The organism is Rhodococcus oxybenzonivorans (assembly GCF_003130705.1).
Lineage (GTDB): Bacteria > Actinomycetota > Actinomycetes > Mycobacteriales > Mycobacteriaceae > Rhodococcus_F > Rhodococcus_F oxybenzonivorans.
Genome location: NZ_CP021354.1, coordinates 6549305 through 6575653 on the forward strand (window position 1 = coordinate 6549305; position 26349 = coordinate 6575653).

At 66.6% G+C, this 26349-nt stretch carries 27 protein-coding genes; 15 read left to right on the forward strand and 12 right to left on the reverse strand.

The genetic code is table 11. The features are described from left to right. The first annotated feature begins 229 nt into the window (after window positions 1-229). The 4 genes from CBI38_RS30395 to CBI38_RS30410 all read left to right on the forward strand — a co-directional run bounded on the left by CBI38_RS30395 (window position 230) and on the right by CBI38_RS30410 (window position 6317). Entirely contained in the window at window positions 230-1633 is a 1404-nt protein-coding gene (locus CBI38_RS30395; RefSeq protein WP_230990291.1) for an amino acid permease, read from the forward strand. 141 nt (window positions 1634-1774) lie between these two features. Then, window positions 1775-3106: a hypothetical protein gene (locus tag CBI38_RS30400; protein ID WP_109334712.1), complete on the forward strand. Its 1332-nt coding sequence runs from the start codon at window positions 1775-1777 to the stop codon at window positions 3104-3106. Then, window positions 3106-4128 carry a glutamate ABC transporter substrate-binding protein gene (locus tag CBI38_RS30405; RefSeq protein ID WP_109334713.1) on the forward strand — a complete coding sequence of 341 codons (1023 nt, stop codon included), beginning with the start codon at window positions 3106-3108 and terminating at the stop codon, window positions 4126-4128. Before CBI38_RS30400 ends, CBI38_RS30405 begins: the two co-directional genes overlap by 1 nt. Before the next feature lie 11 nt (window positions 4129-4139). After that, window positions 4140-6317: a serine/threonine-protein kinase gene (locus CBI38_RS30410; RefSeq protein WP_109334714.1), complete on the forward strand. Its 2178-nt coding sequence runs from the start codon at window positions 4140-4142 to the stop codon at window positions 6315-6317. A gap of 10 nt (window positions 6318-6327) precedes the next feature. Here CBI38_RS30410 and CBI38_RS30415 read toward each other — a convergent pair whose 3' ends face one another. Further along, window positions 6328-6543: a hypothetical protein gene (locus CBI38_RS30415; RefSeq protein ID WP_109335488.1), complete on the reverse strand. Its 216-nt coding sequence runs from the start codon at window positions 6541-6543 to the stop codon at window positions 6328-6330. 199 nt (window positions 6544-6742) lie between these two features. On the opposite strand from CBI38_RS30415, the gene thiG reads away from it, so the two are divergent. Next, window positions 6743-7543, forward strand: a complete 801-nt coding sequence (gene thiG, locus CBI38_RS30420; protein WP_418328356.1) for a thiazole synthase — start codon at window positions 6743-6745, stop codon at window positions 7541-7543. Here the strand turns inward: thiG and CBI38_RS30425 are convergent. Both CBI38_RS30425 and CBI38_RS30430 read right to left on the reverse strand, forming a co-directional pair. Then, complete coding sequence (locus CBI38_RS30425; RefSeq protein ID WP_109335489.1) at window positions 7494-8498, reverse strand: PHP domain-containing protein; 1005 nt, start codon at window positions 8496-8498, stop codon at window positions 7494-7496. The genes thiG and CBI38_RS30425 overlap by 50 nt on opposite strands. A 44-nt stretch (window positions 8499-8542) precedes the next feature. Continuing rightward, window positions 8543-9418, reverse strand: a complete 876-nt coding sequence (locus CBI38_RS30430; RefSeq protein WP_109334716.1) for a LysR family transcriptional regulator ArgP — start codon at window positions 9416-9418, stop codon at window positions 8543-8545. 72 nt (window positions 9419-9490) lie between these two features. Here CBI38_RS30430 and CBI38_RS30435 point away from each other — a divergent pair, with 72 nt between their 5' ends. From CBI38_RS30435 to CBI38_RS30450, 4 genes are all read left to right on the forward strand, one after another. After that, complete coding sequence (locus tag CBI38_RS30435; RefSeq protein WP_204164850.1) at window positions 9491-10111, forward strand: LysE/ArgO family amino acid transporter; 621 nt, start codon at window positions 9491-9493, stop codon at window positions 10109-10111. Between the two features lie 101 nt (window positions 10112-10212). Beyond that, complete coding sequence (locus CBI38_RS30440) at window positions 10213-10626, forward strand: TIGR03668 family PPOX class F420-dependent oxidoreductase (RefSeq protein ID WP_109334718.1); 414 nt, start codon at window positions 10213-10215, stop codon at window positions 10624-10626. Window positions 10627-10670: 44 nt separating this feature from the next. After that, the gene (locus CBI38_RS30445; RefSeq protein ID WP_109335490.1) at window positions 10671-11339 is read left to right on the forward strand and encodes an SDR family oxidoreductase; all 669 of its coding nucleotides are present in this window, start codon (window positions 10671-10673) and stop codon (window positions 11337-11339) included. 172 nt (window positions 11340-11511) lie between these two features. Further along, window positions 11512-11853 (forward strand): hypothetical protein, encoded by a 342-nt coding sequence (locus tag CBI38_RS30450; RefSeq protein WP_109334719.1) that lies wholly within the window; start codon window positions 11512-11514, stop codon window positions 11851-11853. A gap of 3 nt (window positions 11854-11856) precedes the next feature. On the opposite strand, the gene CBI38_RS30455 is transcribed toward CBI38_RS30450, so the two are convergent. After that, window positions 11857-12507: a maleylpyruvate isomerase family mycothiol-dependent enzyme gene (locus tag CBI38_RS30455; RefSeq protein WP_109334720.1), complete on the reverse strand. Its 651-nt coding sequence runs from the start codon at window positions 12505-12507 to the stop codon at window positions 11857-11859. A gap of 187 nt (window positions 12508-12694) precedes the next feature. Between CBI38_RS30455 and CBI38_RS30460 the strand changes: the two genes are divergently transcribed. Together CBI38_RS30460 and CBI38_RS30465 are read left to right on the forward strand one after the other, a co-directional pair. Beyond that, window positions 12695-13252, forward strand: a complete 558-nt coding sequence (locus CBI38_RS30460; RefSeq protein ID WP_109334721.1) for a CsbD family protein — start codon at window positions 12695-12697, stop codon at window positions 13250-13252. Window positions 13253-13280: 28 nt separating this feature from the next. Then, entirely contained in the window at window positions 13281-13958 is a 678-nt protein-coding gene (locus tag CBI38_RS30465) for an IF2 family translation initiation factor (protein WP_109334722.1), read from the forward strand. Here CBI38_RS30465 and CBI38_RS30470 read toward each other — a convergent pair. The 5 genes from CBI38_RS30470 to leuS all read right to left on the reverse strand — a co-directional run bounded on the left by CBI38_RS30470 (window position 13955) and on the right by leuS (window position 21226). Further along, window positions 13955-14935 (reverse strand): alpha/beta fold hydrolase, encoded by a 981-nt coding sequence (locus tag CBI38_RS30470; RefSeq protein ID WP_109334723.1) that lies wholly within the window; start codon window positions 14933-14935, stop codon window positions 13955-13957. The genes CBI38_RS30465 and CBI38_RS30470 overlap by 4 nt on opposite strands. Continuing rightward, on the reverse strand, window positions 14935-16674 hold the full coding sequence (kstD, locus tag CBI38_RS30475) for a 3-oxosteroid 1-dehydrogenase (RefSeq protein WP_109334724.1): 1740 nt from the start codon (window positions 16672-16674) through the stop codon (window positions 14935-14937). The genes CBI38_RS30470 and kstD overlap by 1 nt, the downstream gene beginning before the upstream one ends. A 79-nt stretch (window positions 16675-16753) precedes the next feature. Beyond that, on the reverse strand, window positions 16754-17830 hold the full coding sequence (locus tag CBI38_RS30480) for a DUF6777 domain-containing protein (protein WP_109334725.1): 1077 nt from the start codon (window positions 17828-17830) through the stop codon (window positions 16754-16756). Window positions 17831-17893: 63 nt separating this feature from the next. Then, window positions 17894-18268: a nuclear transport factor 2 family protein gene (locus CBI38_RS30485; protein WP_109334726.1), complete on the reverse strand. Its 375-nt coding sequence runs from the start codon at window positions 18266-18268 to the stop codon at window positions 17894-17896. Window positions 18269-18388: 120 nt separating this feature from the next. After that, window positions 18389-21226, reverse strand: a complete 2838-nt coding sequence (gene leuS / locus CBI38_RS30490; protein ID WP_109334727.1) for a leucine--tRNA ligase — start codon at window positions 21224-21226, stop codon at window positions 18389-18391. A 117-nt stretch (window positions 21227-21343) separates the two neighbouring features. Between leuS and CBI38_RS30495 the strand changes: the two genes are divergently transcribed. The 3 genes from CBI38_RS30495 (at window position 21344) to CBI38_RS30505 (ending at window position 23610) form a co-directional block, all read left to right on the forward strand. Continuing rightward, window positions 21344-21745, forward strand: coding sequence for an SdpI family protein (locus CBI38_RS30495; RefSeq protein ID WP_109334728.1), 402 nt, complete (start codon window positions 21344-21346; stop codon window positions 21743-21745). 22 nt (window positions 21746-21767) lie between these two features. Next, window positions 21768-22733: a DUF1648 domain-containing protein gene (locus CBI38_RS30500; protein ID WP_109334729.1), complete on the forward strand. Its 966-nt coding sequence runs from the start codon at window positions 21768-21770 to the stop codon at window positions 22731-22733. Window positions 22734-22827: 94 nt separating this feature from the next. Further along, a complete protein-coding gene (locus CBI38_RS30505; RefSeq protein ID WP_109334730.1) occupies window positions 22828-23610 on the forward strand; it encodes a Mut7-C RNAse domain-containing protein in 783 nt (260 codons plus the stop codon). On the opposite strand, the gene CBI38_RS30510 is transcribed toward CBI38_RS30505, so the two are convergent. From CBI38_RS30510 to CBI38_RS30520, 3 genes are all read right to left on the reverse strand, one after another. Next, the gene (locus CBI38_RS30510; RefSeq protein WP_109334731.1) at window positions 23598-23807 is read right to left on the reverse strand and encodes a hypothetical protein; all 210 of its coding nucleotides are present in this window, start codon (window positions 23805-23807) and stop codon (window positions 23598-23600) included. The genes CBI38_RS30505 and CBI38_RS30510 overlap by 13 nt on opposite strands. A gap of 84 nt (window positions 23808-23891) precedes the next feature. Continuing rightward, on the reverse strand, window positions 23892-24497 hold the full coding sequence (locus CBI38_RS30515) for a YqgE/AlgH family protein (RefSeq protein WP_109334732.1): 606 nt from the start codon (window positions 24495-24497) through the stop codon (window positions 23892-23894). A 69-nt stretch (window positions 24498-24566) separates the two neighbouring features. After that, window positions 24567-25262, reverse strand: a complete 696-nt coding sequence (locus CBI38_RS30520) for a TetR/AcrR family transcriptional regulator (protein WP_109334733.1) — start codon at window positions 25260-25262, stop codon at window positions 24567-24569. Between the two features lie 136 nt (window positions 25263-25398). Between CBI38_RS30520 and CBI38_RS30525 the strand changes: the two genes are divergently transcribed. Further along, window positions 25399-26340, forward strand: coding sequence for an NAD-dependent epimerase/dehydratase family protein (locus CBI38_RS30525; RefSeq protein WP_109334734.1), 942 nt, complete (start codon window positions 25399-25401; stop codon window positions 26338-26340). Window positions 26341-26349 lie beyond the last annotated feature (9 nt).

The window sequence follows — 26349 nt, forward strand, 5'->3', positions numbered from 1 at the left end:
CCTCCATACAGTGTTGTGAATCACACCAACAGTTCAGTTCGCGGTAGATCGTCTCCCGTATCTCCCGCCGGCACTGTTCTCCGTTCCGAACCGCCGACGGTCCGCCCCCGGATCGCGATGGCGACCTGACGATCCCGGTCAGCGCACAGTGGAGGAAGACGTGACCTCAACACCACCCCCGGTCCGAACTCAGGACTCCGGCCTCGGAAAAGGCCTGAAGAAACGGCACATGAACCTCATCGCCCTCGGTGGCGTGATCGGTGCCGGATTGTTCGTCGGCAGCGGCGTCGTCATCGAGAACGCCGGCCCGGCAGCGATCGTGTCGTTCCTGATCGCGGGGGTCATCACCCTCCTGATCATGCGGATGCTCGCGGAAATGGCGGTGGCGAGGCCCGTCGTCGGATCGTTCTACGTCTACGCCCGGGAAGCGCTCGGTAATCGCGCCGGCTTCTCCGTCGGGTGGATGTACTGGTACTTCTTCGTCATCGTCGTCGCCGTCGAGGCCATTGCGGGCGGGCGCATACTGCAGCTGTATCTACCGTCCGCGCCGCTGTGGATCCTCAGTCTCGGCCTCCTCGTCATCCTGACCTGTACCAATCTTGTCTCTGCGCGTTCATTCGGCGAGTTCGAGTACTGGTTCTCCTCGATCAAGGTGATCGCGATCGTCCTCTTCCTGGGGTTGGGCGCACTCTGGATCACCGGACTGTGGCCCGACTCGACTCCCGGAGTCGCGAACCTCGTCAGCCACGGCGGGTTCGCCCCCCTCGGTTGGGGCGCGGTGCTCGCGGCGGTCGTCCCCTGCGTCGCCTTCTTCACCGGCGCGGAGATCGTGACCATCGCGGCGGCCGAATCAGCGGAGCCGAAGAAGGCGGTTGCCCGGGCGATGCGCTCCATCGTGGTCCGGATCATCACGTTCTACGTCGGCTCCATCTTCGTCGTCGTCGCGGTCGTGCCGTGGAGCACCGAGGCCGTCGGAGTCAGCCCCTATGCAGCAGCCCTCTCGGCCCTGCACATTCCCGGAGTCGCCACGATCATGAACATCGTCATCCTCACCGCGGTGCTGTCCTGCCTGAACTCGGCGCTCTACACCTCCTCCCGAATGCTGTTCGCCCTCACTCGGAACGGCGACGCCCCCCGGATGTTCACGCACCTGTCCCGCGGCGGGGTGCCACGGCGCGCGATCCTGGCCGGCACTGTGATCGGGTATGCATCCGTGGTCGCGGCCTTCGTCTCCCCGGACCTGGTGTTCTCGTTCCTGGTGAACTCCTACGGCGCCGTCGCGCTCTTCGTCTACCTCATGATCGCCCTCTCCCAAGTCGCCCTGCGTAAGAAGCTCGAAGCGCAGGACCCCTCGGCCCTCAGCCTGAAGATGTGGCTGTTCCCGTGGCTGAGCTACGCGACCATCGGATTGATGGGTGCCGTGATTGCCGCGATGGCGGTTCTGCCCACTACCCGTTCGCAGTTCTGGCTCAGTGTGGTGACCCTGGTCTTCATCCTGATCGGATACGAATTCCGCCGTCGCAGCCGGGCCGGCGCGGAACCGCAGGGCACCGTCCCTGCGGCCGAAGAAGCATCGGCGCCCAACCCCGAAGCGGAACAACTCGTCGGAGTTTCAGCGCGCGAGCAACTCTGACGAACCCCCATCGAATCCGAGGACAGGGACCGGACCGGGTCCCTGTCCTCGTTTCTGTGTCCGGCCCCCGACATCGACTTTTCGGCACGATACGGCGAAAATCGGGCACACTGGCAGAACACCTCGGCGGAGGAGGACACCGTGTTCCACCGCGGAGACAACGCCGTCACCGAAGAGCACTCGCTGGACGAGTCACTGCTCGTCGAGCCCGAATCCCGCCGGCAGCCCTGGCGCGAATTTCTTGCCTCGACACCGGGCCGGCTCTCCGTGCTGGGCATCGCACTGGTGACTGCAGCACTCGCGACCGGGGCCATCGCGTCGGCCGCGATCGGTGCCCGTCAACAGCGGATCGACGTACTACGGACGCATACCGAACCGCTCGCGTACGCCGCGGAAGCTCTGTACAGCTCTCTGTCGATCGCCGATGCCGCAGCCACGACCTCCTTCATTTCCGGTGGAATCGAACCCCGCGAGGTACGCAACCGGTACAACCAGGCGATCGGTGATGCATCGAACGCCCTGGTGACTGCGTCGAACGGAGTGTCTTCGACGGACGCCGGGGCGCTGCGCCTGCTGTCGGAGGTGTCCAGGCACATGTCCGTGTACACCACGCTCGTCGCGACCGCCCGCGCCAACAACCGGTCGGGCAATCCGGTGGGCGTCGCCTATCTGGGTGACGCGTCGGCCCTGATGCAGGACACCATCCTGCCTGCAGCCGAGCGTCTGTACATCGAACAGTCGCGGTCCGTCGCCGACACACAGGCCCACGGTGCCCGGCTGCCGCGCGCCGCATTCGTCGTCACCGCGGGACTGCTGATCGCACTCGTCCTCGCCCAGGTCTACCTGGCGCGCAAGAGTAAGCGACGCGTCAACCCCGGTCTCGTCGTTGCCTCACTTCTCACCGCAACCCTCCTGGTGTGGCTGGCCGCGGCCGCACTGGTCTCCACATCGGCGATCGATCGGGCGAGAAGCGAAGGGGCACAACCACTCGCCACCATCACACAATCACGCATTCTCGCCCAGCAGGCACGGGCGGACGAGACACTGGCATTGTTGCAGCGCGGCTCCGACGAGCAGTCCGAGATCGATTACGAGGCGCACTCCTCCGCACTGGCCGACGCCCTCGGACGGTTACAGAGCGACGCGCGACCCGAGGTTGCCGACGCGCTTGCCGCGCTGGACGGGTGGCGGGCCGCCCACGAGATGTTGCAGCAAAGTCTCGCGGCCGGCGACTACTCGGGTGCGAGCGCCCTCGCCATCGGTTCGGGCGAGATCGCGTCGACCGCTCGGTTCGCCGCCCTGGACGAATCTCTCCGGACCGGCATCGAGCGATTTCGCACCGAGGAACTGGACGGAATGGCCGCAGCGTATCGGTCGTTGTCGCTGCTCGCGGTGGGTAGCATGGTGATCGGCGTCCTCTGCGGGTTCGCCGTCGGTGGGGGGATCTGGCCAAGACTGAACGAGTACCACTGATGGTTCCGGTGGATCGACCGACACGGACGAGACGGCGCGCCTTCCGCCCGCACCTCCTGGTGTGCGCGTGCGCCACCGTCCTCTTCGCCGGGTGCGCCGTTCCGCAACCGCTCTCGCCGATCCCCGGCGGCGACTACGCCGAGCTCCCGTTGTCCGACGGGGCTCAGATTCTGCCGCCGTCGGGCGTCGCGCCGGCGGAACCGCCCGCACCGGACACGTGCGGTGCGCTCGCCAGCCTGCGGCCCGGCCCGGCTGTCCCACCAGGGAGTCGACCCCCTGGTTCTGCGGTGAACGACATCCTGGCCCGGGGACGCCTGGTCGTGGGCCTCGACCAGAACACCAACCTCTTCAGTTTCCGCGACCCGACCACCGGCACCCTGATGGGATTCGACGTCGACGTCGCGAAGGAGGTTGCCCGCGATCTGTTCGGCGATCCGTCCAAGGTCGAGTACCGGCTGCTCACCTTCGGTAGCCGCTTCGACGCGCTGGAGAACGACGAGGTGGATCTCGTCGTCAAGGGCACCACGATCACGTGTGAACGTGCCGAGCGCGTCGCCTTCTCGACGGTCTACTTCCAGGCCTACCAGCGACTGCTGGTACCGAAGGGTTCCGGCATCGAGGGACCGGCGGACCTTGCGGGCAAGCGAGTGTGCACCGCCACCGAGACCACGTCGCTCGCCACCGTTCAGCGAGTACAACCCGAGGCGACGATTGTCGCGGTTCCCGACTGGGACGACTGCTTGGTGGTCCTTCAGCAACGGCACGCCGATGCCGCCAGCACCGACGACTCGATTCTCGCCGGGCTGGCCGCCCAGGATCCGAATCTCGAGATCGTCGGCCCACCATTGGAATCGGAGCCGTACGGCATCGGCGTCAACAAGAGCCATGAGGATCTGGTGCGCTTCGTGAACGGCACCCTCGATCGGATGCGGGCCGACGGGACGTGGATGGCGCTCTACGACAGGTGGCTGACCGTACTCGGCCCGGTTCCGGGCCCGCCCGCCCCGACCTATCGGGATTGAGGTGTCGGGCCGTGAGCGACGAAACTCAGCGAACACCCCGGGTTGAGCCGCAATCCACACGCGGTGTGCGGTTCGACCCGTTCGCCGACGATACCGACTCGCCGCCGACGACTGTGGACCGCCCTGGAACACAGGAACTTTCGATGCTCCTCACCAACCCCGTGGTGGCGGAGAACAAACGGTTCTGCGACCGATGCCGTCGCCCGGTCGGGCGTTCGACGAGCGGGAAACCCGGGCCCACGGAGGGCGTCTGCGAGCACTGCGGCACCGTGTTCACCTTCTCGCCGCAACTGGAGACAGGCGAGCTCGTCGCCGGGCAGTACGAGGTGCTGGGCTGCCTGGCGCACGGCGGGGTGGGCTGGATCTACCTCGCGCTGGACCACAACGTGAACGATCGCTGGGTGGTCCTCAAGGGACTGCTGCACTCGGGCGATCCCGAGGCGCAAGAGGTCGCACTGGCCGAGCGGCGGTTCCTCGCAGAAGTCACGCATCCCAGCATCGTCAAAATCTTCAACTTCGTCGAACACCCAGGGCTGGACGGCAATCCCATCGGGTACATCGTCATGGAGTACATCCGGGGGAGGACACTCCGGGACGTACTGGCGGAGGTCGACGCGGACACACCCGACGGTGCGCCGCGGCCGATGCTTCCGGTGGAACGGGCAATCGGCTACATCCTCCAGGTGACACCCGCAATGGCGTATCTGCACTCCATGGGACTGGTGTACAACGACCTCAAACCCGAGAACATCATGATCGGCGACCACGATCAGCTCAAGCTCATCGACCTGGGCGCGGTCGCGCGTATCGGCGACCACGGCTACATCTACGGCACACCGGGTTATCAGGCGCCGGAGATCGCCACTACCGGTCCGACGGTGGCTTCGGACATCTACACCGTCGGCCGCACGCTCGCCGCGCTCACCATCGATCTGCCCTCGAACTCGGGGCGCTACGTCGACGGTCTCCCCACCCCGGAGCAGGCACCGCTACTGGCCGAGCACGAGTTCTACCATCGGCTGTTGCGCAGAGCCACGGATGCCGATCCGGAACGTCGGTTCGTCTCCGCCGAGGAGATGTCGACACAGTTGGAGGGCGTGCTCCGCGAGGTCGTCGCGCAGAAGACCGGGCGTCCGAGTCCCGGTCTCTCCCGACTGTTCAGCCCGCAGCGCACCACTTTCGGCACGGACCTCGCCATCAGCCGCACCGATGTGTATGTGGACGGGCATCGCCGCAACGAACGCGTCAGTGCGATAGGTGTTGCTCGGGCGCTTCCTATCCCACTCGTCAACCCCGATGATCCGGCGGCACCGTACCTCACGGTGGTGCACAGCAGGCCGAAGGAACTCCTGGATTCGTTGAGCCGGGCGCGGGAAGCGTTGCGGGGCGGTGCGGGGCCCAGCATCGAGATTCCGCTCGCCGAAGCCCGAGCGCACCTCGACCTCGGACATCCCCGGGAGGCAGCGCAGATCCTGTCTTCTCTGCCGCTCGAGCGCGGAGACGCGTGGCGCATCGACTGGTACAGCGGGATATGTGCGCTTCTCGAGGGCGACTTCGAGGCGGCGCTGGGCCGTTTCGACGCCGTGTTGACTGCGCTTCCCGGCGAGGATGCTCCGAAGCTCGCGCTGGCGGCGACGGCGGAGATGGGCTGTGAGTACCGGGAAGGGGAGGACTGCGAGGTGTGGCGGCGAGAGGCCGAGAAGTTCTACCGCACAGTGTGGCGGACGGATCACGGCGTCGTCAGCGCGGCGTTCGGCCTCGCCAGGCAACTCGATCACCGTGGTGACCGGGACGGCGCCGTCCGGGCACTCGACGAGGTGCCGCCCACCTCGCGACACTACGCAGAAGCGCGGTTGACGAGCGTGCTCGTGCTGGTCCACGACCGTCCCGTCGCGGACGTGTGCGAACGGGACCTACAAGAAGCCGCCCAACGGGTCGAGCTCCTCGCCCACGACGAACGACGTGCACTGCAGACCCGCGTTCTCGTGCTCGGTGTGGCAGTGGACTGGTTGCGGTCGGGTCGAATCCCTACGACTGCAACGCTTCTCGGTGTCCCGTTCACCGAACACGGTCTGCGGACCGGGGCCGAGTCGGCACTGCGGGCGCTCGCCCGCAAAGCGCCCGAGCGTCGGCATCGATACACCCTGGTGGATCTCGCCAATCTCATCCGCCCGACCACCTGGCTGTAGCGCAGCTGAATCACAGCACGCCGAACCCGATCTGCTCGCGTCCCCAACGGGCATTCCACGCCATCGCCTGCATCCGGTCGCGCAAATCGTCCCGGCTACGTGCTGTTTCGTCGAGCTGGCCCATCAGTTCGATGATGCGGCGACGGGCGGATTCCAGTTCCGCCGCGAGACACTCCGCCTCCCTCGCTCTGCGGGTGCGGTTTCTGTGCCCGGTGATCGTGGTCATCTCGGCTCCCATCGTGTGCCCTCGCACCTCATTCTGGGCCGGCCTGGTACGGGTCCAGAAGATCCAGATAGTTGCGCGCCCGTGGGTCCAATCTGGACCTATGACGCAGCGCACATGTGGTTCTCACCTCCGTGTTCTCTGGCCCGTAGGGTGCGGTACACGAAGAAGTTCCGGCCGGAGGAGGTGCAGGGTGGCGGAGATCCGGGTCGACCCGCTCACGATCGCAGACCGCACATTTTCTTCGCGGCTGATCATGGGAACCGGTGGTGCAGCCAACCTTTCCGTTCTCGAGGAGTCACTCCTCGCATCGGGCACCGAACTGACCACTGTCGCGATGCGCCGCGTCGACTCGGCAGGAAAGACGGGCATGCTCGAACTGCTGAACCGACTCGGCATCGCACTGTTGCCCAACACCGCCGGTTGCCGGGGCGCCGCGGAGGCCGTGCTCACTGCTCGGCTCGCGCGCGAAGCGCTGGGCACCGAATGGGTGAAGCTCGAAGTCGTGGCGGACGAGCGGACCCTTCTTCCCGATGCCATCGAACTCGTCTCGGCAGCAGAGCAACTCGTCGACGACGGCTTCGTCGTGCTGCCCTACACCAATGACGACCCCGTGCTGGCGATGCGGCTCGAGGACGCCGGTTGCGCCGCCGTCATGCCACTCGGTTCACCGATCGGCACCGGACTCGGCATCTCCAACCCCCGCAACATCGAGATGATCGTCGCCCGCGCCGGTGTCCCGGTCATCCTCGACGCCGGGATAGGCACCGCTAGTGATGCGGCCCTGGCCATGGAACTGGGGTGCGACGCCGTGCTCCTCGCGTCCGCCGTCACCCGCTCGTTCGATCCGCCGCTCATGGCCGCGGCCATGTCGGACGCGGTTCGAGCCGGGCGCCGCGCACGGAATGCCGGTCGTATCCCGAAGCGCTTCTGGGCGCAGGCGTCCTCTCCCCTTACCGGGAACCTGCCCACTCCAGTAGATCGTCGGCCGGCCACGTATTGATCACTTGTTCGGGTTCGACGCCGCACCGCATCGCCCGCTCACACCCGTACCCTTGCCACGCAAGCTGTCCGGGCGCGTGCGCGTCGGTGTCGATCGAGAACAGACACCCGAGGTCCATGGCCAGGTCGATCAGCCTGCTCGGGGGGTCGCGCCGTTCGGGACGGCTGTTGATCTCGACGGCGGTGCCGTGGTCACGGCAGGCGGTGAACACCTTCTCTGCGTCGAATGTGGACTCCGGCCGAGTGCCGCGGCCTCCCGTGACGAGGCGACCCGTGCAATGTCCCAGCACATCGACTCGCGGATTCTCCACAGCTTTCAGCATCCGCCGCGTCATCGCACCACTCTCGGCCCGAAGCTTCGAATGCACACTCGCCACCACGATGTCGAGTTCGTCGAGGAGGTCCGGATCCTGATCGAGCGAACCGTCTTCGAGAATGTCGACCTCGATGCCGGTGAGAATACGGAAGGGCGCCAGCTCCTCGTTGAGGCGGGCGATCACCTCGAGCTGGGCGCGCAGCCGATCGGCGGACAATCCGTTAGCCACGGTCAGTCTCGGGGAATGGTCTGTGAGAGCGCAGTATTCGTGACCGAGCGAAGCCGCACTGCGCATCATCTCGTCGATCGGGCTGCCACCGTCGGACCAGTCCGAATGAGTGTGCAGATCACCCTTCAGCGCTTCGCGGAGTGCACCGCCACCGAGGGGCTCCGCCTTTTCCCGCAATTCCGTGAGGTAGGCAGGAACACCGTCGAGTGCCTCACGGATCACCGTCGCCGTCTTCGGTCCGATGCCCGGCAGATCCTTCCAGCTGTCGGTGCGCTGACGGATCTCCCGCTGCTCCTCCGACAAACCCGCCACCACGTCAGCGGCGCGCCGATACGCCTTCACCCGGTGCGTCTCCGCCCTGGATCGCTCGAGCCAGAACGCTGTCTCGCGGAGGGCCTGCACCGGGTCCATCGAGCTGTCGGCGTCCATGCCACCAGTGTTGCGCCCACCCCACGTCACCGCAACGCTTCGCGCGCCCCCTCGCGGACGGCACCGGTGAGGGCCGTGAGTAGCGGCGATTCCAACTTCCACCGCTGCCAGTACAACGGTACATCGATCGGTCGCGCCGGATCGAGCTCGACCAGTCCGTGGTCGCTGCCCGTGTGCAGTTCGGGGAGCAGTCCCCAGCCGAGCCCGTAGTGGACCGCGTCCGAAAATGCCGAGGAACCCGGAACGAAGTGCCGCGGTGGATGCACTCGTCGTCGAGTGAACCCCCGCAGGAATCTGGCCTGCAGCTCATCCTTGCGGTCGAAGTCGAGCATGGGGGCGACTGCCAGAGCCTCTGCGGTCGGCCCGTCCGGGAACCAGTGATCGGCGAACTCACGGCTGCACAGTGCGCGGTACCGCATCGATCCGAGTGTTTCCACCGTGCATCCCTGCACCGGCTCCGAAACGGACGTCACCGCCGCCATCACCGTTCCCTCCCGCAGCAGCGCCGTGGAGTGGTACTCGTCTTCGCGGTGCAGGTCGAACAGCACACGATGTTCCGGTGCCAACCGGGCTAGGGCCGGGATCATCCAGGTCGACAGCGAATCCGCGTTCACGACGAGGGGCAGCGTGCTCGTCTGCGCAGTATTCGGATTGAGCGAGGCCATCGTCTCCTGCTCGAGGTGGGCCACTTGCCGTGCGAGGGTGAGCACCACGCGCCCCGAGTCCGTGGCCCGCGCCGGTTTCACCCGCTGCACCAGCACGCGTCCCACCTGTTGCTCGAGCGCCTTGATGCGCTGGCTCACGGCGGACGGTGTGATGTGCAGGGTTCGGGCCGCCGCCTCGAACGTGCCTTCGTCGATAACGGCGGCAAATGTGCGAAGCGCGGCGAGGTCCAGCTCCATGTGAAGCAATGCTAATGGCAATGAAGGATAATTAGCTGGCCTGATGCAGGGCGGCTTCGTAGCGTGGTGTCCATGGACTTCACACCCAGTGTGCTCACGGCAGCAGCGGGCTTCGGCACCGGTCTGTCACTGATCGTCGCGATCGGCGCCCAGAACGCTTTCGTACTGAGGCAGGGCATCGTCCGCCGACACGTCCTTCCCGTCGTCGCTCTCTGCGCGGTCTCCGACGTCATCCTCATCGGACTCGGGATCAGCGGAATTGCCACGATCCTCAGCCACGCGCCCGGTGCGATCACCGTCATCCGCTGGGCAGGAGCAGCGTTCCTGCTGGCCTACGCGGCGTTCGCGGCGCGTCGAGCCCTACGTCCCGGGACCCTCGACACTCCGCAGGAAGTCGGGTCTGCCACACTCGCCACCGCGGTCCTCACCTGCCTCGCACTGACCTGGCTGAACCCGCACGTCTACCTCGACACGGTGCTGATGCTCGGATCGGTCGCCAACAATCAAGGAGATCCCGGGCGTTGGCTGTTCGGCCTCGGAGCGGCCGTCGCGAGCGTCAGCTGGTTCCTCGCCCTCGGCTACGGCGCCCGATTCCTGCACCGAGTATTCGCCCGTCCCGCCGCCTGGCGGGCACTCGACGCCGGTATCGCCGCGCTGATGCTCACGCTCGGCATCACATTGGTGGTTTCATAGTCAACTCGAGGTTGACGTGCCTCGCCGGGTCGACCAATACTTGGCAGCGTGCCCTCGCAATCGAGTCAGCCGCTGTCGGACGCGAACGTCAGGGAGTCGTAATGGAACCCGTGCAGCGATTCTCCGCTGCCCGCGTCGCCCGGCTCGCTACCGCCGGACCCGACGGAGCACCGCATCTCGTACCGTTGGTCTTCGCCCTCGCCGAGGACAAAATCTACTCGTGCGTCGACTTCAAACCCAAGCGCACCACGGCATTACGACGACTGAAGAACATCGCCGCGAATCCGTCCGTCAGCATGCTCGTCGATCACTACGACGACGACTGGGACCAGCTGTGGTGGGTGCGGGTGGACGGCGTGGCCGAGGTACTCGACGCGACCACCGCGGAAGGAACCGCCGCCATCGACGCTCTCGCCGCCAAATACCCGCAGTACGCCGCGCGCCGTCCGCAGGGACCGGTAATCACCGTCCGCTCCCTGCGCTGGCATCACTGGTCCGCCGTGAGTACTTCTTAACACTGGGGCGTTGAGAAGTGCTCACGGGCGCTAGCCTCGGGTCCGTGCCCACAGCCCTGATCACCGGAGCCAGCCGCGGCCTCGGAGCCGCCATCGCCCGCGAACTCGCACCGAGTCACGACCTCCTTCTCGGAGCCCGCACAGCAGCGTCGCTGACCGCCATCCTCGGCGAACTCCCCGCCGCGACTCCCTGGCCCGTCGAACTCACCGACTACGACGCGGTGGCCGACGCCTGCGCGCCGATCGAGCACCTCGACGTGCTGGTGCACAACTCCGGGGTCGCCGACCTGTCGACCGTCGCCGAGTCCAGCGTCGAGCAGTGGCGTCACACACTCGAAGCGAACGTGATCGCCGTGGCCGAGCTGACGCGCCTCCTCCTACCTGCCCTGCGCGCCGCCGGAGGACACGTCGTGCTCATCAATTCCGGTGCGGGAATCCGGGCAAATGCCGGGTGGGGATCCTATGCGGCGAGCAAATTCGCCCTCCGCGCCTTCGCGGACTCCCTGCGGCTCGAGGAGCCGGACCTGCGGGTCACCTCCCTTCACCCCGGACGGATCGACACGGACATGCAACGCGCCATCGTCGCAGGCGAGGGCAACGAATACCGTCCCGAGAGGTACCTCCGAGCCTCGACGGTCGCCGCTGCCGTACGTCAGGCCGTCGAGACGCCGGCCGACGCACATCCCACCGAAGTCGTGCTGCGCGTCCGGTGACAGCGAGACTTGCGCGACGCACCGGCAAAAAACCGACGTGAGATACATCACTGTTTGGTCCTTCAGAAAACCCTTAAGCTGCTCACAATCAACCGCCCTACAGTTTTTTACGTCAGCACAGTTCGCCAGCACGAGTCGGGTTTTTCACGTCGGCTCAGGAGGTAACGCCACGATGAACACCGAACAGCGCAAGCCGAACGATTCCGTCATCGACGTGAGCGGCGATCTCTTCGCTTCGATGTTCTCCCTCGATCTCGGCGACGGCGACGTGGACTACGACGCCGTCGAGCGGATCCACGATGGCGAGTTCGGCGAGTGGACCCTCGCGGCCGCACGCTCCGGGCTGTTCCCGCCCCACGCTGTGGAAGCCCTGCAGCAGTCGTGGCAGAAGGCCCCCCGCTCCCTGCTCGACGCCCTGCTCACCGACGCCGACGAAATGACCCGTAAGCGCTGCAACATCATCTGGGCCGGCCTCGACGAGGCCAGCTCCTTCGACACTGCCGAATACGCCTGACGGTCAGAACGGCCAGGCGGGAACCGACGGCAGCCCGGTACGGGTGGGACGGCCGATCAACCACGCGAGCAGCTCGTGATGCGGCAGTTCCGGAATGGTGACGTCGGGATGAAGTGTCTTCAACTCGGGTAGCTCCGTCGCCAACGTGTTGTCGACGAAGGCCTCCGGCCAGTCACCGACCGCATGGTCCAGGCCGAGGTCGACGTGATGGATCTCGAGTTCACGCCACCGCAGTACCGGCACATCCCGGGCCGTCACCGGCTTACGCCAGTTCACCGGCGTCTCGAACCGGTCCGCGGTGATCTCCCGAAGCGAATCGATCACGCGGCGGCCGGCGAATCGAAAGTCGGCGGCGAGGAGCTCGACGGACCGGCCCGCCCCCTCCTCTATCGCGGCTGCCCGGGCAGCAGGCCCGCCGGGATACATCTCCGGAGCGGGTTCCCCCGTAATCACGCCGACGGCGAACCGGTTGAGAGCATCCGCGTTCCTCGCCAGATGCGTCACCACATGACCACGACTCCACCCCGGTAACCGGGAGGGTTCACGGGCCTGCTGGTCGGTCATGGTCTCGAGCGTCGACTCGAGCGCCCGCTGCGACGCGGCCACCTCCTCGAGCAGTGCGGTATACGACTGATCGGTGTGCGGCGCGGTCATGGCCCCGATGCTAGGTGATCACACCGGAGAACCCACGGAATTAACGACTGCGACAGAATCCCGCGATTCGCGGTCGCCCATTCTGGTTACTCGTCGGTTCGGGACGGCAAAGCCAGCCCTTTCAGCGCACGACAGCCTTTTCAGCACACGACAGCCCGTTCAGCCCACGACAGTAGGAGAACCATCCATGAGTGATCGCGACACGTCCGGGGAAGCCCGCGAAGGTTTGCTGGACTCCGTCAAGGGCAAGGCGAAAGAGGTCGCCGGAGCGGTGACCGGGAACGACTCGCTGACCGCCGAGGGACAATTGCAGCAAGCCGAGGCGCAGCAGCGCAAAGAGGCGAACACCGCCGAAGCCATCGCCCGGGCGGAGACCGAGCAGGCGGCCGAGGAACTCCAGGAAGTGCGTGCCGAAGGGGCCGCAGAACGCGCCGAGGTCCGGGACGAGGCGGATGTTGCACGGCAAGCCGCCGAAGAGCAGCGCCGAGCACAGCGCCGGGCGGCCGAAGAGGCGCAGCACCGTGAGGTGGCCACGGAGCAGGCCCGAGCCGGAGTCGACGCCCGGATCGAAACCAGTCGCGCCGAAGAGAATGCGCGCACCGAGGTCGCTGCCGCGGCGGAGAGCGCCGGAGAGGCCGTCGAGGAGCATCGCCAGTCGATACGCGAAGCGGACGCCGCGCGGGCCGAAGCCGAGCGTGCACGTCGCGAAGCCGAGGCCCTGCGCGACGACGCCGAACAGTCCTGATCACCACCCACGTATCGAGGGAGATTCGATGAATATCGTCAGTGTGCCGTTAGCGGTCCTGCGCCTGCAGTACAAAATCGTGCGGTTCCCGTTGCAACTGATCGAGGACCAGTTCATGTCCCGGCTGGGTACCGAGGCGCCGGCGCGGGTGATGTACGAACGCACTCTCGGCGTCCTCGACGGCGCCGTCGGCAGTGTTCTGGGCGATCAGGAGGTCGAGCAGCGCGGCGCGGCGCTCACCAAACGCAGCGACGCGCTCCTGCGGGCAGCGGAACTCGATGCCGAGGCGAGCCGCAAAGAGGCGGAGGCAGACGCCGAGTTGGAAGCCGGGCGGCAGCGCGCCAACGAGCAGCAAGTTGAAGCGCAGGAGGCGAAGCAGCGCGAGGTCGAGCAAGCCCGTAAGCGCGAAGAAGAACGCAAGCGCGCCGCCGCTCAGGAGGCCGAACAGCGCAAGCAAGCCGCCGCGAAGCAGGCCGACGAGCAGGCAGCTCAGCGTAAACAGGCCGCGGAGGCCGCCGCACGGAACGAGCGGGAGAAGATCAAGGCTGCCGAGGAGAAGGCCGCTGCACCTGCCAAGGAGCAACTGCAGGAAGCCGCCGACAAGCAGAACGAGGCTGCAGACAAGCGGGCGCGGGCCGACCGCGTGGAGGATTTGGCCGAGTCCGAGGCCGCCAACCGCAAGAACGAGAAGGCCGCCGGCAGCTAGTGGCCTGCCGACCCGGTGACGTCCAGGTCGGTTACGAAATCCAGCAGGAGCGTGTTCACCTCGGTGGGCCGCTCCTGCTGAACGAAATGCCCGGCACCCTCCAGTATGTGCACGCCCCGCAGGTCGGGAACGGCCTCCCGCATGCGGTCGAGTGCCGCCGAACCGCTCATCGCGAGGACGGGATCACGGGCACCGGCGATGAACAGCGTCGGGACCTCGATGGGGGCGCCATCGAGGTCCACGCTGCGTTCCCAGTTCGCGTCGTACGCCCGATACCAGTCGAGGCCCCCGGTGAATCCGGTAGCGCTGAATACTCTGACGTAGTGGTCGAATTCGGCCTGCGACAACCACGACCACGGCAACGGCGGTGCGTGCGGCAACACGTCGAGATAGCCGTTGCCCTCGGACGGGTGCTGCCAGATGTCGAGGTAGTGATAGTCGCCCGAGAGCGCGTGGAACAGCCTGTGCAGGAATCGGCGAGGGTCGGCGTCGAGCTCCCGATCCGCGACACCGGGTTCCTGAAAGTAGTGGATGTGCAGAAAGTGCTTGCGCGCCACCGCCGCATACAACTCGGACGGTCGGGCGGGGAAACGGTCGGGCGCATAGGGCACCGCCAGGAGCACCAGCCCCGACACCCGCTCGGGGTGGCGTAGAGCGAGCGTCCACGCGACCGGGGCGCCGAAGTCGTGGCCGACGAATACCGCTCGATCTTCACCGAGCGTGTCCAGGAGGCCGACGAGTTGGTCGGCGACGCGATCGTTCGCGTAGTCGTCGATGGTGACGGGGGTGTCCGTGCGACCGTACCCGGGCATGTCCGGCGCGAGGGCCCGGAACCCGGAATCGGCGAGCGCGCGACTCTGATGGCGATAACTGAACCCGAGTCCCGGGAATCCGTGGCACATCACCACCGGCGGTCCTGCGCCCAGATCGCTGATACTCCAACGGAATCCGTCGACCACGACCTCGCGTTCGGACATCACTCTCCGGACGTGCCTGCCATCGACCGCGCCCTCTCCGCAATGTCGAGTGCCGCAAGATAGCCGAAGACCAGCGCAGGACCGATCGTGGCTCCCGGTCCCGCATAGGTGTGTCCCATGACCGGCGCGCTCGTGTTTCCCGCCGCATAGAGTCCCTCGATGACGGTTCCGTCTTCGCGAAGTGCTCGCCCCGCCGTGTCGGTGTTGATGCCGCCCTTCGTACCCAGATCGCCCGGGACCATCTTGGCCGCGTAGAACGGGCCCTTGGTCAACTCGCCCAGGCTCGGGTTGGGTTTGTTGCTGATGTCGCCGTAGTAGTGGTCGTATTTGCTCTCACCACGGTGGAAGTCCTCGTCCACACCCCGGCGGGCGAACCCGTTGAACCGTTCGACGGTGGCGGTGAAACGATCCGCGGGAACACCGATCTTCTCGGCAAGGCCCTCGAGAGTGGACGCCTTGACGATCGCCCCGCTTTCGAGCCACTTCCTGGGAAGCGGGGCACGCGCCGTGACACTGGCGAAGAGGTACCGGTCCCGGTAGGTCTGGTCGAAGATCAACCAGGCGGGGATGTTCTCGCCCGGGCCGTCGCCCTGCCCGTACTCACCGCCATACATTCGATGTACCGCCTCGACATACGGCAGCGACTCGTTCATGAACCGCTCGCCGCGGTCGTTGACCATGATGCTGCGCGGCAGTGACCGCTCGGCGAGGGCGAACCACGGTCCCTTGGGCAGCGGGATGCTCGGACCCCACCAGGCGTCGCTCATGAAGCTCACCCCGGCACCGAGTTTCAGCGCCGCATTGATACCGTCGCCCGTATTCGACGGTGCCCCGGTGGTCCAGTCGGAACCGATCGGCTCGCGCTGGTACTTCCGTCGCATCTCCGCATTGTTGTCGAATCCACCGCACGCCAGGACGACACCGTGCCCCGCGCGCAGCGTCGTGGTCTGCTCGTTCGACTTCACGACCACCCCGACTACGCGGCCGTTCTCGGTGAGCAGATCGGTCAGCTCGGTGTTCAGCCGCAGGGGGATACCCGCTTGGCGGACCCCGAGAAGGAGTTCCGCCATCAGGGCCGCACCCATGCCGATCAGGTGCTGTCGCCGCGCCTTCGCGACCATACTGCGCAGCCCGACCCGCACCATCCGAACCGGTCCGCGCCAAGTCCGGAATCCCGTACTCAGCCAGCGATAATCCGACTGCTTCACGACGACGTTCAGTGGGGTCTTGCTGTACGGCGGATGCAGGGTGTCGAGGTCGTCGCCGAGTGCGCGCGCATCGAACGGCACGGGCTCACACGAGCGACCGGTAGCCAGCCCGCCCGGTGCCTCCGGGTAGTAGTCGGAGTAGTTCTTCACCCATTCCAACTTCAGCGGACTGTGGTCGATCAGGAACTGGAGTGCTTCCGGCCCTCTGTCGATGTAGGTGTCGATCCGCTCGGGATCGACGACCGGTCCGACGATGCTGCGCACGTACGTGCGGGCGGCCTCGAGATCGTCGGGGGGAGCGTCCCGTTGGAGCACCGTGTTTCCCGGAATCCATACTCCGCCACCGGATCGGGACGTGGAGCCGCCCCAATACGGCGACTTCTCGACGATCACCACTTTCAGTCCGCGCGCGGCCGCGGTGATCGCGGCACTCATTCCGGCAGCGCCCGATCCGACCACGACCACGTCGAAGCTCTGGTCCACCGATTCCTTCGCGGGGAGGATGGCGTGGTTGTCCCCTGATGTGGTCATACGGCTCCCTATCGGTACGTGAAGTACCAAAACTAGAACACGTTCCACCATAGATCAAGGGTGGCGTCACTTCCGATCCCTAGGGAATGGGAATGACCAGGAGAGGCATGCCGGGAATCTGCACCCGGATCTGCGGCTGCGGCAACGGCGCGGGGGCCGGAGGCGGTGGCAATTCGACCTGCGGCGGTGGTGGCGGAGGAGGAGGCGGTGGTGGTGGTGGTGGGGGAGGAGGCGGTGGCGGCGGCGGCGCAACCGTAGCCGGGGCAGGACGTGGCGCAGCCTGCTGCACCGCGATCGGCGGCGAATCGACGACAGGGGCTTCGGAGATCACCGGCGCCGGCGCCCTCGGACGCTCCGCCGGCTGCCCCGGTCCCGCACCGACCGGAACGGGAGTAAGGCCTCCGGTCATCAAGTCCACGACGGCGATGTCGTTCATTGCCAGGTTCGACGGCTGCACTACCAAGAGCCGATCCTCCTGAAAACTCGGCCACGGGTCACCCTGCATTTCCGAATTCTCGCCGAGGATGGGGGCCAGGAGAGGGCTGCCTTGTACACACCGAACCCGTGGCACGCCGTGGTCGTCGACCAGAACGATCGTCCCGGCCTCGAGAACCGATTGGACCGGCTGCGCCCGGCCCCCCTCGAACCCGTGGTCGGTGACCCGGGTATCCGCGCGAAGCAAAACCGGCGTCAGCGTCCGTACGTAACTCCGAACGTCGTCGACGTCGAATACGCCGGACCACGCCGTCATTCGGGCGGGGTCCCGTTCGAGGTCGTCGACGAGCTTCTGGCGGTCGCACAGCAACCGGTCCGGGCTTCCCCCGTAGAGACCCGTGCGGTCACCCACCACTCGGATGCCGCCGGTGCCGCCCTCGGTGGGCAGTTCGGTGCCGGCAGGACCGTACGGAACGGTGGTGGGCGTCTGCGGCGGAAGCAGCACCTGGGTCCAGGGATACCCGTCGTCCATGGCGCCGTTGAGCTCGACGGAGACGGTCCTGACCTCCGACCCGGAGGAGCAGGCCACCATCACCGTGGCGGCGACGGCACCCGCTACGACCAGCCACTGACGCGGTACGCGCCGGAAGCGCGTACCTGCACGTGCGACTGCTCTGCGTCGGGCACCCCTTGCGGCCGGCCCGGCGTCGTCGGTGGCCACACCGACATCGTAAGCACACTGTCCGCTCGACCGGGCGGTAATCCCGGTGTGGTCGTGTGCGTGTCAGCGCGTAACCATGTCCTCCTGTGACCAGTACGCCTTCATGGTCGTGATCTTGCCGTCGTCGTCGAAGGTCATCACATCGATCGGCGCTATCTCGAGCTTCTGCTCACCCAGTTCGGTGACCAGCGAGAAGTGGAAGGCCGCTGTGTTTCCGGCGATCCTCAGCGTGTGCAGTTCGCTGGTCTGCTGTAGCGGCTCGATAACCCCGTAGAACTCGCGAATCGACTCCACCGTGGTTCGCGGGTCGGTACCCACCGGATCTTCCACGACTGCACCGTCGGCATAGAGCGCCAGCACGTCGTCGACGGTGCCCGTGGCCACCACCTCGACGTACCTCTCGACGGTCTTGCGGATGTCTTCTGCGGACGGTGCCATGGCGAATGCTCCTGAAGTCGACTAGAACGCGTTCTATTCGAGGACAGTAGCGCAAACACGACACCCGTGAGCACTTCTCAACCACGGAGTGTTAAGAAGTGCTCACGGGTGCGGAGCACTTCAGAGGACGATATTGACCATCTTCCCCGGCACGACGATCACCTTGCGCGGATCCTTGCCGTCCAGCAGTGCCACGATCTTCTCGTCGGCGAGCGCGATCTTCTCGATCTCCTCGCGTGACGCGTCGGCCGCCACCGTGACTCGGCTGCGGACTTTGCCGTTCACCTGGATCGGGTACTCGACGGTGTCCTCCACCAGCCACTTCTCCTCGGCCACCGGGAAGGGACCGTGGGCCAGCGACTTCTCGTGGCCGAGGCGCGACCACAGCTCCTCCGCGAGGTGCGGGGCCAGCGGCGCGAGCATGAGCACCAGGGGCTCCACCGCGGAGCGAGGGGCACCGCCGGGGTAGGCCTTGGTGAGATGGTTGGTGTACTCGATCAGCTTGGCCGCCGCGGTGTTGTCCCGCAGGGCCGTGTAGTCGTCGCTCACCCCGGCGATCGCCTTGTTCAGCGCACGCAGGGTGTCCTCGGAGGGGGCGTCGTCCGTGACCCGCACGGCGCCGGACTCCTCGTCGACCACCACCCGCCAGGCGCGCTGCAGGAAACGCTGAGCGCCAACGACGTCCTTGGTCGCCCACGGACGCGACGTGTCGAGCGGGCCCATCGACATCTCGTACACCCGGAGGGTGTCGGCCCCGTACTCCTCGCAGATCTCGTCCGGCGACACCGAGTTCTTGAGGCTCTTGCCCATCTTGCCGTACTCGCGGTTGACCTCCGCGCCCTGATAGAAGAACTTGCCGTCCTTCTCCTCCACCTCGTCGGCCGGCACGTACACCCCGCGCGCATCGGTGTAGGCGTAGGCCTGGATGTAGCCCTGGTTGTACAGGCGGCGGTACGGCTCACTCGAGCTGACGTAGCCGAGGTCGAACAGCACCTTGTGCCAGAACCGCGAGTACAGCAGGTGCAGCACAGCGTGCTCCACACCGCCGACATACAGGTCGACGCCGCCGGGATCGTTCGGTCCGTGGATCTCCGGCCGCGGACCTGTCCAGTACTGCTCGTTCTCCTTGTCGCAGAACGTGTCCTGGTTGGTCGGGTCGATGTAGCGCAGCTGATACCACGAACTGCCCGCCCACTGTGGCATCACGTTGGTGTCGCGGCGGTACGTCTGCAGTCCGTCCCCGAGGTCGAGTTCGACATTGACCCAGTCGACAGCCTTCGCCAGCGGGGGAGAGGGCTCCGAGGAGGCGTCGTCGGGATCGAAGGACACGGGAGCGTAGTCCTCGACCTCCGGAAGTTCTACCGGCAACATGGAATCCGGCAGTGCGTGCGCATTGCCGTCGGCGTCGTACACGATCGGGAAGGGCTCACCCCAGTACCGCTGACGAGCGAACAGCCAGTCGCGCAGCTTGTACTGGATGGTGCCCTTACCGGTGCCGTCCGCCTCGAGACGCTCGGTGATGACCCTCTTGGCGTCGGCGACGGTCATTCCGTTCAGGAAGTCCGAATTCACGATGGTGCCGTCGCCGGTGTACGCGTCCTTCGTGAGATCGCCACCGGAGATCACCTCGACGATGTCGAGACCGAACTCGGTCGCGAACTCGTAGTCACGATGATCATGGCCGGGGACCGCCATGATGGCGCCCGTGCCGTACCCGGTGAGGACGTAGTCGGCGATGAACACCGGCAGCTCGCGCCCGTTGACGGGGTTCACCGCGTAGGTGCCGAGGAAGACACCCGTCTTCTCCTTGTATTCCTGACGCTCGAGATCCGACTTGGCCGCAATCGACTTCCGGTACGCCGCAACGGCTTCGGCCGGGTTGGCCGCACCGCCGGTCCATCGCGGATCGACGCCCTCGGGCCACTCGGCGGCGACGAGCTCGTCGACGAGGTCGTGCTCCGGCGCCAAAGTCACATAGGTGGCGCCGAACAGCGTGTCCGGACGAGTCGTGAACACCTCGATCTCGTGACTGTCGGCCTGGAATCGCACCTGCGCACCGTGCGAGCGCCCGATCCAGTTGCGCTGCATGGCCTTGACCTTCTCGGGCCAATCCAGGTACTCGAGGTCGTCGACAAGGCGGTCGGCGTAGGCAGTGATCCGCATCATCCACTGCTGCAGGTGCTTCCGGAACACGGGGAAGTTGCCGCGGTCGCTGCGGCCGTCCGCTGTCACCTCCTCGTTGGCCAGGACAGTGCCCAGACCCGGGCACCAGTTGACCATCGAATCCGAGTGGTACACCAGCCGGTAGGAGTCGAGCACGGCTTCCTTCTCGGAGACCGACAACGACTGCCAGTCCCGCCCGTCCTCCACGGTGCGCTCACCCGAGGCGAACTCCGCCTCGAGCTCGGAAATGCGCCGGGCCTTCCCAGCCTTCTTGTCGAACCAGGCGTCATGGATCTGCAGGAAGATCCACTGCGTCCAGTGGTAGAAGTCGACGTCGGTGGTCGCGAACGTGCGCCGCTCGTCGTGCCCGAGGCCGAGACGCCGGAGCTGGCGCTTCATGTTGATGATGTTCGCCTCGGTGGTGGCCCGCGGATGCGTTCCCGTCTGCACCGCGTACTGCTCCGCCGGCAGACCGAACGCGTCGTACCCGAGCGTGTGCAGCACGTTGTGGCCCTGCATCCGGTGATAGCGGGCGAACACGTCGGTGGCGATGTAGCCGAGTGGGTGCCCCACGTGCAGACCCGTCCCCGACGGGTACGGGAACATGTCCTGCACGAACAGCTTGTCGGCGGGAACCGGGCCTGCCAGCGGGCCGACCGGGTTGGGCGCGTCGAAGGTGCCCTCCGCGCTCCATCGATCCTGCCAGCGCTGCTCGATCTGGCCGGCGAGTTCCGCGGTGTAGCGGTGCTGCGGGGTCGCGTCGGACGGGTTGGCGGGCTGCGCGTGCTCGGTCACTGTGGTCGCTATCTACTTGGCTGACATTCGTGGATGGAGAGGAATACCGTCAACCAGGGTAGAGCCTCACCCCACCCGGACTCACCTGCGCATCCGGGTGCGCCGTATCCTGGTGTCGTGTTGATTGCCTCCGTCGTGCTGTTCGTCCTCGCCGTCGCCGTTGCCGGCGTCGCCCTGGCCGGCCTCACCGAACGTCTGCCGCGCAACCGGTGGGCGGGTGTCCGGACCGCCGAGACACTGCGCGACGACGACGCCTTCACCCTGGCGAACAAGGTCGCGGGCCCCACGCTTCTCGCCGCGGCCGGGCTGCTGATCATCGGTGGTGTCGCCGGAATTCTGGTCGGTGGAGTCATCGGGATCGGCGCCCTCCTGGTCAGCGTCGTCGCTGCTGCGCTCACAGCGGGTACGGGCGGATCACTCGGTGCCCGGGCGGCGGCAGCCGTGCCCGCCGCCGATACCGGTGCCTGTGGCAACTCCTGTGGAGCCTGCTCGCTGAAGGACGCCTGCCAGCCGTCCTGATCGGCGGCAGACGGCCCACCCGGTGCCCAGTTCGAAAATCGTCGACCCCGCTGGAGCCGTCTTCGGTGTGATCCTGCCCGTGGTAGCCGCGTTGTCCGGCGTGCTCCTGACGAAGCTGTGGGAACCCCGGCTGCCCGCGGAAATCGCCACGCATTGGACCACCACCTCGGCGGACGGTTTTTCCACCCCGATGTCCAGTGCCTGGACGTTCGCTCTCGTGACGGTCCTCTTCGGCGGTGGCTGCGCGGCCGTTGCCGCCCTCGCGCCGGCCTTGCTCATGATGCGCCGCACCATGCTCGTCGTCGGGTTGTCTGTGGTCGGGATGGTCAGCACCGTGCACGTGGTGATACTCGCCGTCCAACTCGATGTCACCCATCCGGCCGATACCGAGCTTCCGCTGTGGTCCCTCGGCGCCGGGACCGTACTCGGCGCCGGTGTCGGAATGATCGGCGCGGCGTGTCTGCGGGACTACCGGCGCCGGGTCTCGGCCACACATCGACCCGACGTCACACTGCCCCGGGCCGCCGCACCCGCCGCAGTGGCCGCATCCGTGGGTTTCGGGACAGCGGGGTCCGGAATCCTGCTTCTTCTGCTCGGCGTCGTCCCCGCCCTCGTCGTCTGCCGCATTTCCGGCGGCTGGTGGCCGCTCGCCGTGTTCGTTCCCGTCGGGCTGTTGATCGTCAGCCTCCTGCGCTTCCGTGTCATCGTGGACGAGGACGGCATCCGGGTGATCAACATGGGCATGACCGCCCTCGACTACGGCATCGACGAGATCGAGGGTGCGCGCGTCGACGTAGTCAAGCCCTTCGACGACTTCGGTGGGTGGGGGTTGAAAGTGAAGGGGCCGCGGAACTACGGCGTCGTCACCCGCACCGGGCCCGCGGTGATCGTCACCACCGCGTGCGGTGACCGATTGACCGTCACCACCGCGGAAGCCGAGGACATGGCCGGGGTCCTCAACGCATTCGCCGACCGACGGCGGGAGTGAGCGCCCGGGTCGACAGTCGCCATCGACCGGTTGCAGGGTGACGGCACACGCGCGATCGCGAGGAGTCGCCCAGTACTGTGGCCTCAGGAAGTGAATGCTGATGCCTGAACCGCTTCGCCAGTGCGAGTTCCGCTTCTACGAGGAGCTGAACGACTTCCTCGCGCCGGAGTCGCGGAAGCGCACATTCGCGCATTACTTCATCGGCACACCCTCGGTGAAGGACCGCATCGAAGCGCTGGGCGTGCCGCACACCGAAGTTGACCTCGTGCTCGTCGACCAGATCTCGGTCGACTTCGCGCACCGCCTCGTCGGGGGCGAACGGGTCACGGTGTATCCCGTGTTCGAACGCGTCGACATCACGGGTCTCACTCGACTGCGACCGCGACCGTTACGCGAATCCTCGTTCGTCCTCGACGTGCATCTCGGCCGGCTCGCCGGCTATCTCCGGTTACTCGGCTTCGACACCCGGTACCGCAACGACTTCGCCGACACCGAACTGGTCGAGATTTCGGTGTCCGAGCACCGGATCGTCCTCACCCGCGACACCGGCCTCCTCAAGCGTGCGGCAGTGACTCACGGCGCCTTCCTGCACGAGACCGATCCACGCCGCCAGCTACGGGAAGTACTGGACCGCTTCGACCTCCACACACGGATCGCGCCGTTCACCCGATGCGCGGGGTGCAATGGGACCTTGACCACGGTGTCCTGGGACGAGGCACGCCATGAGGTGCCGCCCGGAGTGGCGGAACGGGAGCGCGACTTCAGTCGGTGCCGGAACTGCGGCCACCTCTACTGGCCGGGCAGCCACCTTTCCCGGTTACGCCGTCGCCTGCACGAGGTGGGCGTGGATCTGGGGCCGATCCCTCAGGAGGCGTGACGCAGTTCGGCAGTGAACTCCGCGGTGCAGAAGCATCCGTCGCCGAGTTCCTCGCAGTCGATGATCAGGGTATGGCGAACCTCGGACAGCTCGACGCACGACTCGTCGGTGCACTCGATGCCGCGCCGGCTGTGCACGATCAACGTTCCGTGGCAGTGGTCGAGTGCCGTCTCGCAACGTCCGCATGGTCTGTTCACGTCTGCTGCCTCCTTACTTCGTCCTGCTCTGTTGATACCACCCGTCTCCGACAGACCCCGGGACGTGCTCGAGGGTGTGTCGGCTCAGTTGCGCTCGACGTCGATCGGGTGAGTGGCCAACAGGGCGAGAGGAAGAGGCTGACGTCGCAGGACCTGGGCCCAGACGTCGATGCGGGCCGGCGCCACGACGTCCGACGGCAGCGCGGACACCACCATCCAGTCGTCACGCTGCAGCTCCGAGTCGAGCTGCCCGAACGTCCAGCCCGAGTAACCGGCGAAGATGCGGACACCTTCCACCAGGGGTGCGATGACCTCGGGGTCGGAGTCGAGATCGACCATCACGACGCGGCCGTGCACCCGGCGCAGTCCCGCGACCCCGTCGATGAGCGCACCGGTCCGCAGGGTGGCCAGGCACAGCGCGGCGTCCCGCTTGACGGGACCACCGACATAGAGTGCGGCGGGGCGGGCGGCGAGCGGTGCCCACTGTGGCAGCACCTCCTGCACCGCGGTCTCGCTGGGGCGGTTGATGACCACGCCGAGGCTCCCGGCCTCATTGTGTTCGATCACATAAATCACGGTGCGACGGAATGCGGGCTCGACCAGATCGGTGGACGAGACCAACAAGCTCCCCGGGCGGACCACCGGTTCCGTCGACGCCATTCGATCCTCGGGTTCTTCTGCGTGCGCCACCCGAACATCATCCCACCGCGGCGAGAGTGATGTGTCCCAGGACGCGAGCTGCGTCCGGTTCGCACGAATTCAGGCGGGCGGGAGCCCGGCAGTGTCGGCGAGCACGGCGAGATGGTGTTCGAACAGGGCAGCCGGATCGGTGAACGTATCCGCCCCGTACTGACCGAAGACCTCGAAGTTCACCGCACCGAACAGGCTGGACCACACCAGGACCCCGCGGGCGAGCAGGTGATCGGGAGTGGTAAGGACGAGCTCCGCGCGAATCCGGTCGAGATCGGCGGCAAGACCGGCGTCGAGGGGGGCGGACGCGTCGGCGTCGAGAAGGCCCGAGCGGTAGGCACCGTCGAAGATGCGGACCAGCGCGTAGATGACCCGGGTTCCGGGCGTCGTGGTCTGTTCGCCAGGGGCGTCGTAACCGGGAACCGGGCTGCCGAACAGTAGTCCGTAGCGCGCCGGCTCACGCAGAGCCCACGCCCGTACCGCGCGGCCCAGGGCCAGGAACTGCTGTCGCGGATGTTGCGCGGACGCGACTGCGGCGTCCACCTCGTCCCCGAGCTCGTTGTATCCGTCGACGACGAGCAGGGTCAGCAGTTCGTCGCGGCTCTTCACGTACCGATACACGGCGGACGAGACCACTCCGAGGTCCCGGGCCACCGCTCGCAACGACAGTGCCGCGGCGCCGACGGCGGCCAGCTGTTCGCGGCCTATTCGGGTGATGTCCTGCAACGTCTGCTCTCGGGCACGTTCCCGTGGTGTTGCCGGCATGGGTTCAGGGTGCCGATCGGAGAGAGCGGTGTCAACAAACGAGAGCAGTGCTCTTGACTTTGCGCTCATACGGGCGCACTCTTCGAACAGAGAGCAGTGCTCTCCCTACTGGACACCACACACATCGGGAGCAGAAATGTCGAACATCGAAATCGTCACCGGCGCGGGACCCGTCGGCGCGACAGTGGCACAGCAGCTCGCAGAACAGGGGCGACGCGTCCGCCTGCTCACCCGCTCCGGAAGCGGTCCGGAACACCCGCTGATCGAGCGAAGGGCGGTCGACGTATCCGACCCCTCGGCCGTGCATGCAGCTTTCGAGGGGGCCGCCGCCGTCTACCACTGCATTCACGCCGCCTATACCGCCGAGGCGTGGGAGCGCACCCTCCCCGCGGCGGAGCACACCGTTCTGGAGGCGGCGGGAGAGGTCGGCGCGGTGGTCGTGTTTCCGGAAAGCCTCTACTCCTACGACACCGAACAGCAGCCCATGACCGAAACCACGCCGCGCACCGCCACGACGGGAAAGCGCGGAATCCGTGCCCGGCTGCTCGACGCTCGCGCCGCCTCCTCGACCCCCACCGTCAGTGTCGTCGCCTCCGACTTCTTCGGTCCGCAGGTGCTCAGCGCCCACGCCGGCGAGCGCATGGTCCCGGTTGTGCTCGCCGGCAAGACGATGCGCGTCCTGGGCTCTGCCGACACGCCCCACTCCTTCACCTTCGTCCCCGACCTCGCGGCGGCGATGATCGTCGCAGCACACGACCGCGACCTGTGGAACTCCGTGTTGCACGCGCCGACGGCCCCCGCGGTGACCCAGCGGCAGATGGTCCAGGCTTACGCCGACGCAGCGGGGGTGCCGGCACCGAAGGTGAGCGCTCTCCCGGGATGGGTTCTCCGGACGGCAGGCCGCCTCCACGAGGGGTCCCGCGAGCTGGCGGAGATGATGTACCAGTTCGAGAACCCGTTCGTCATGGATTCGAGTGCCAGCGAGCAGCGCCTCGGGCTGAAGCCGACGCCACTGCCTGAGGCCGCAGAGCAGACCGTCCAGTGGTGGCGGGAGAGGTCCCTCGCACAGGCCGGATAAGGTCCCGTG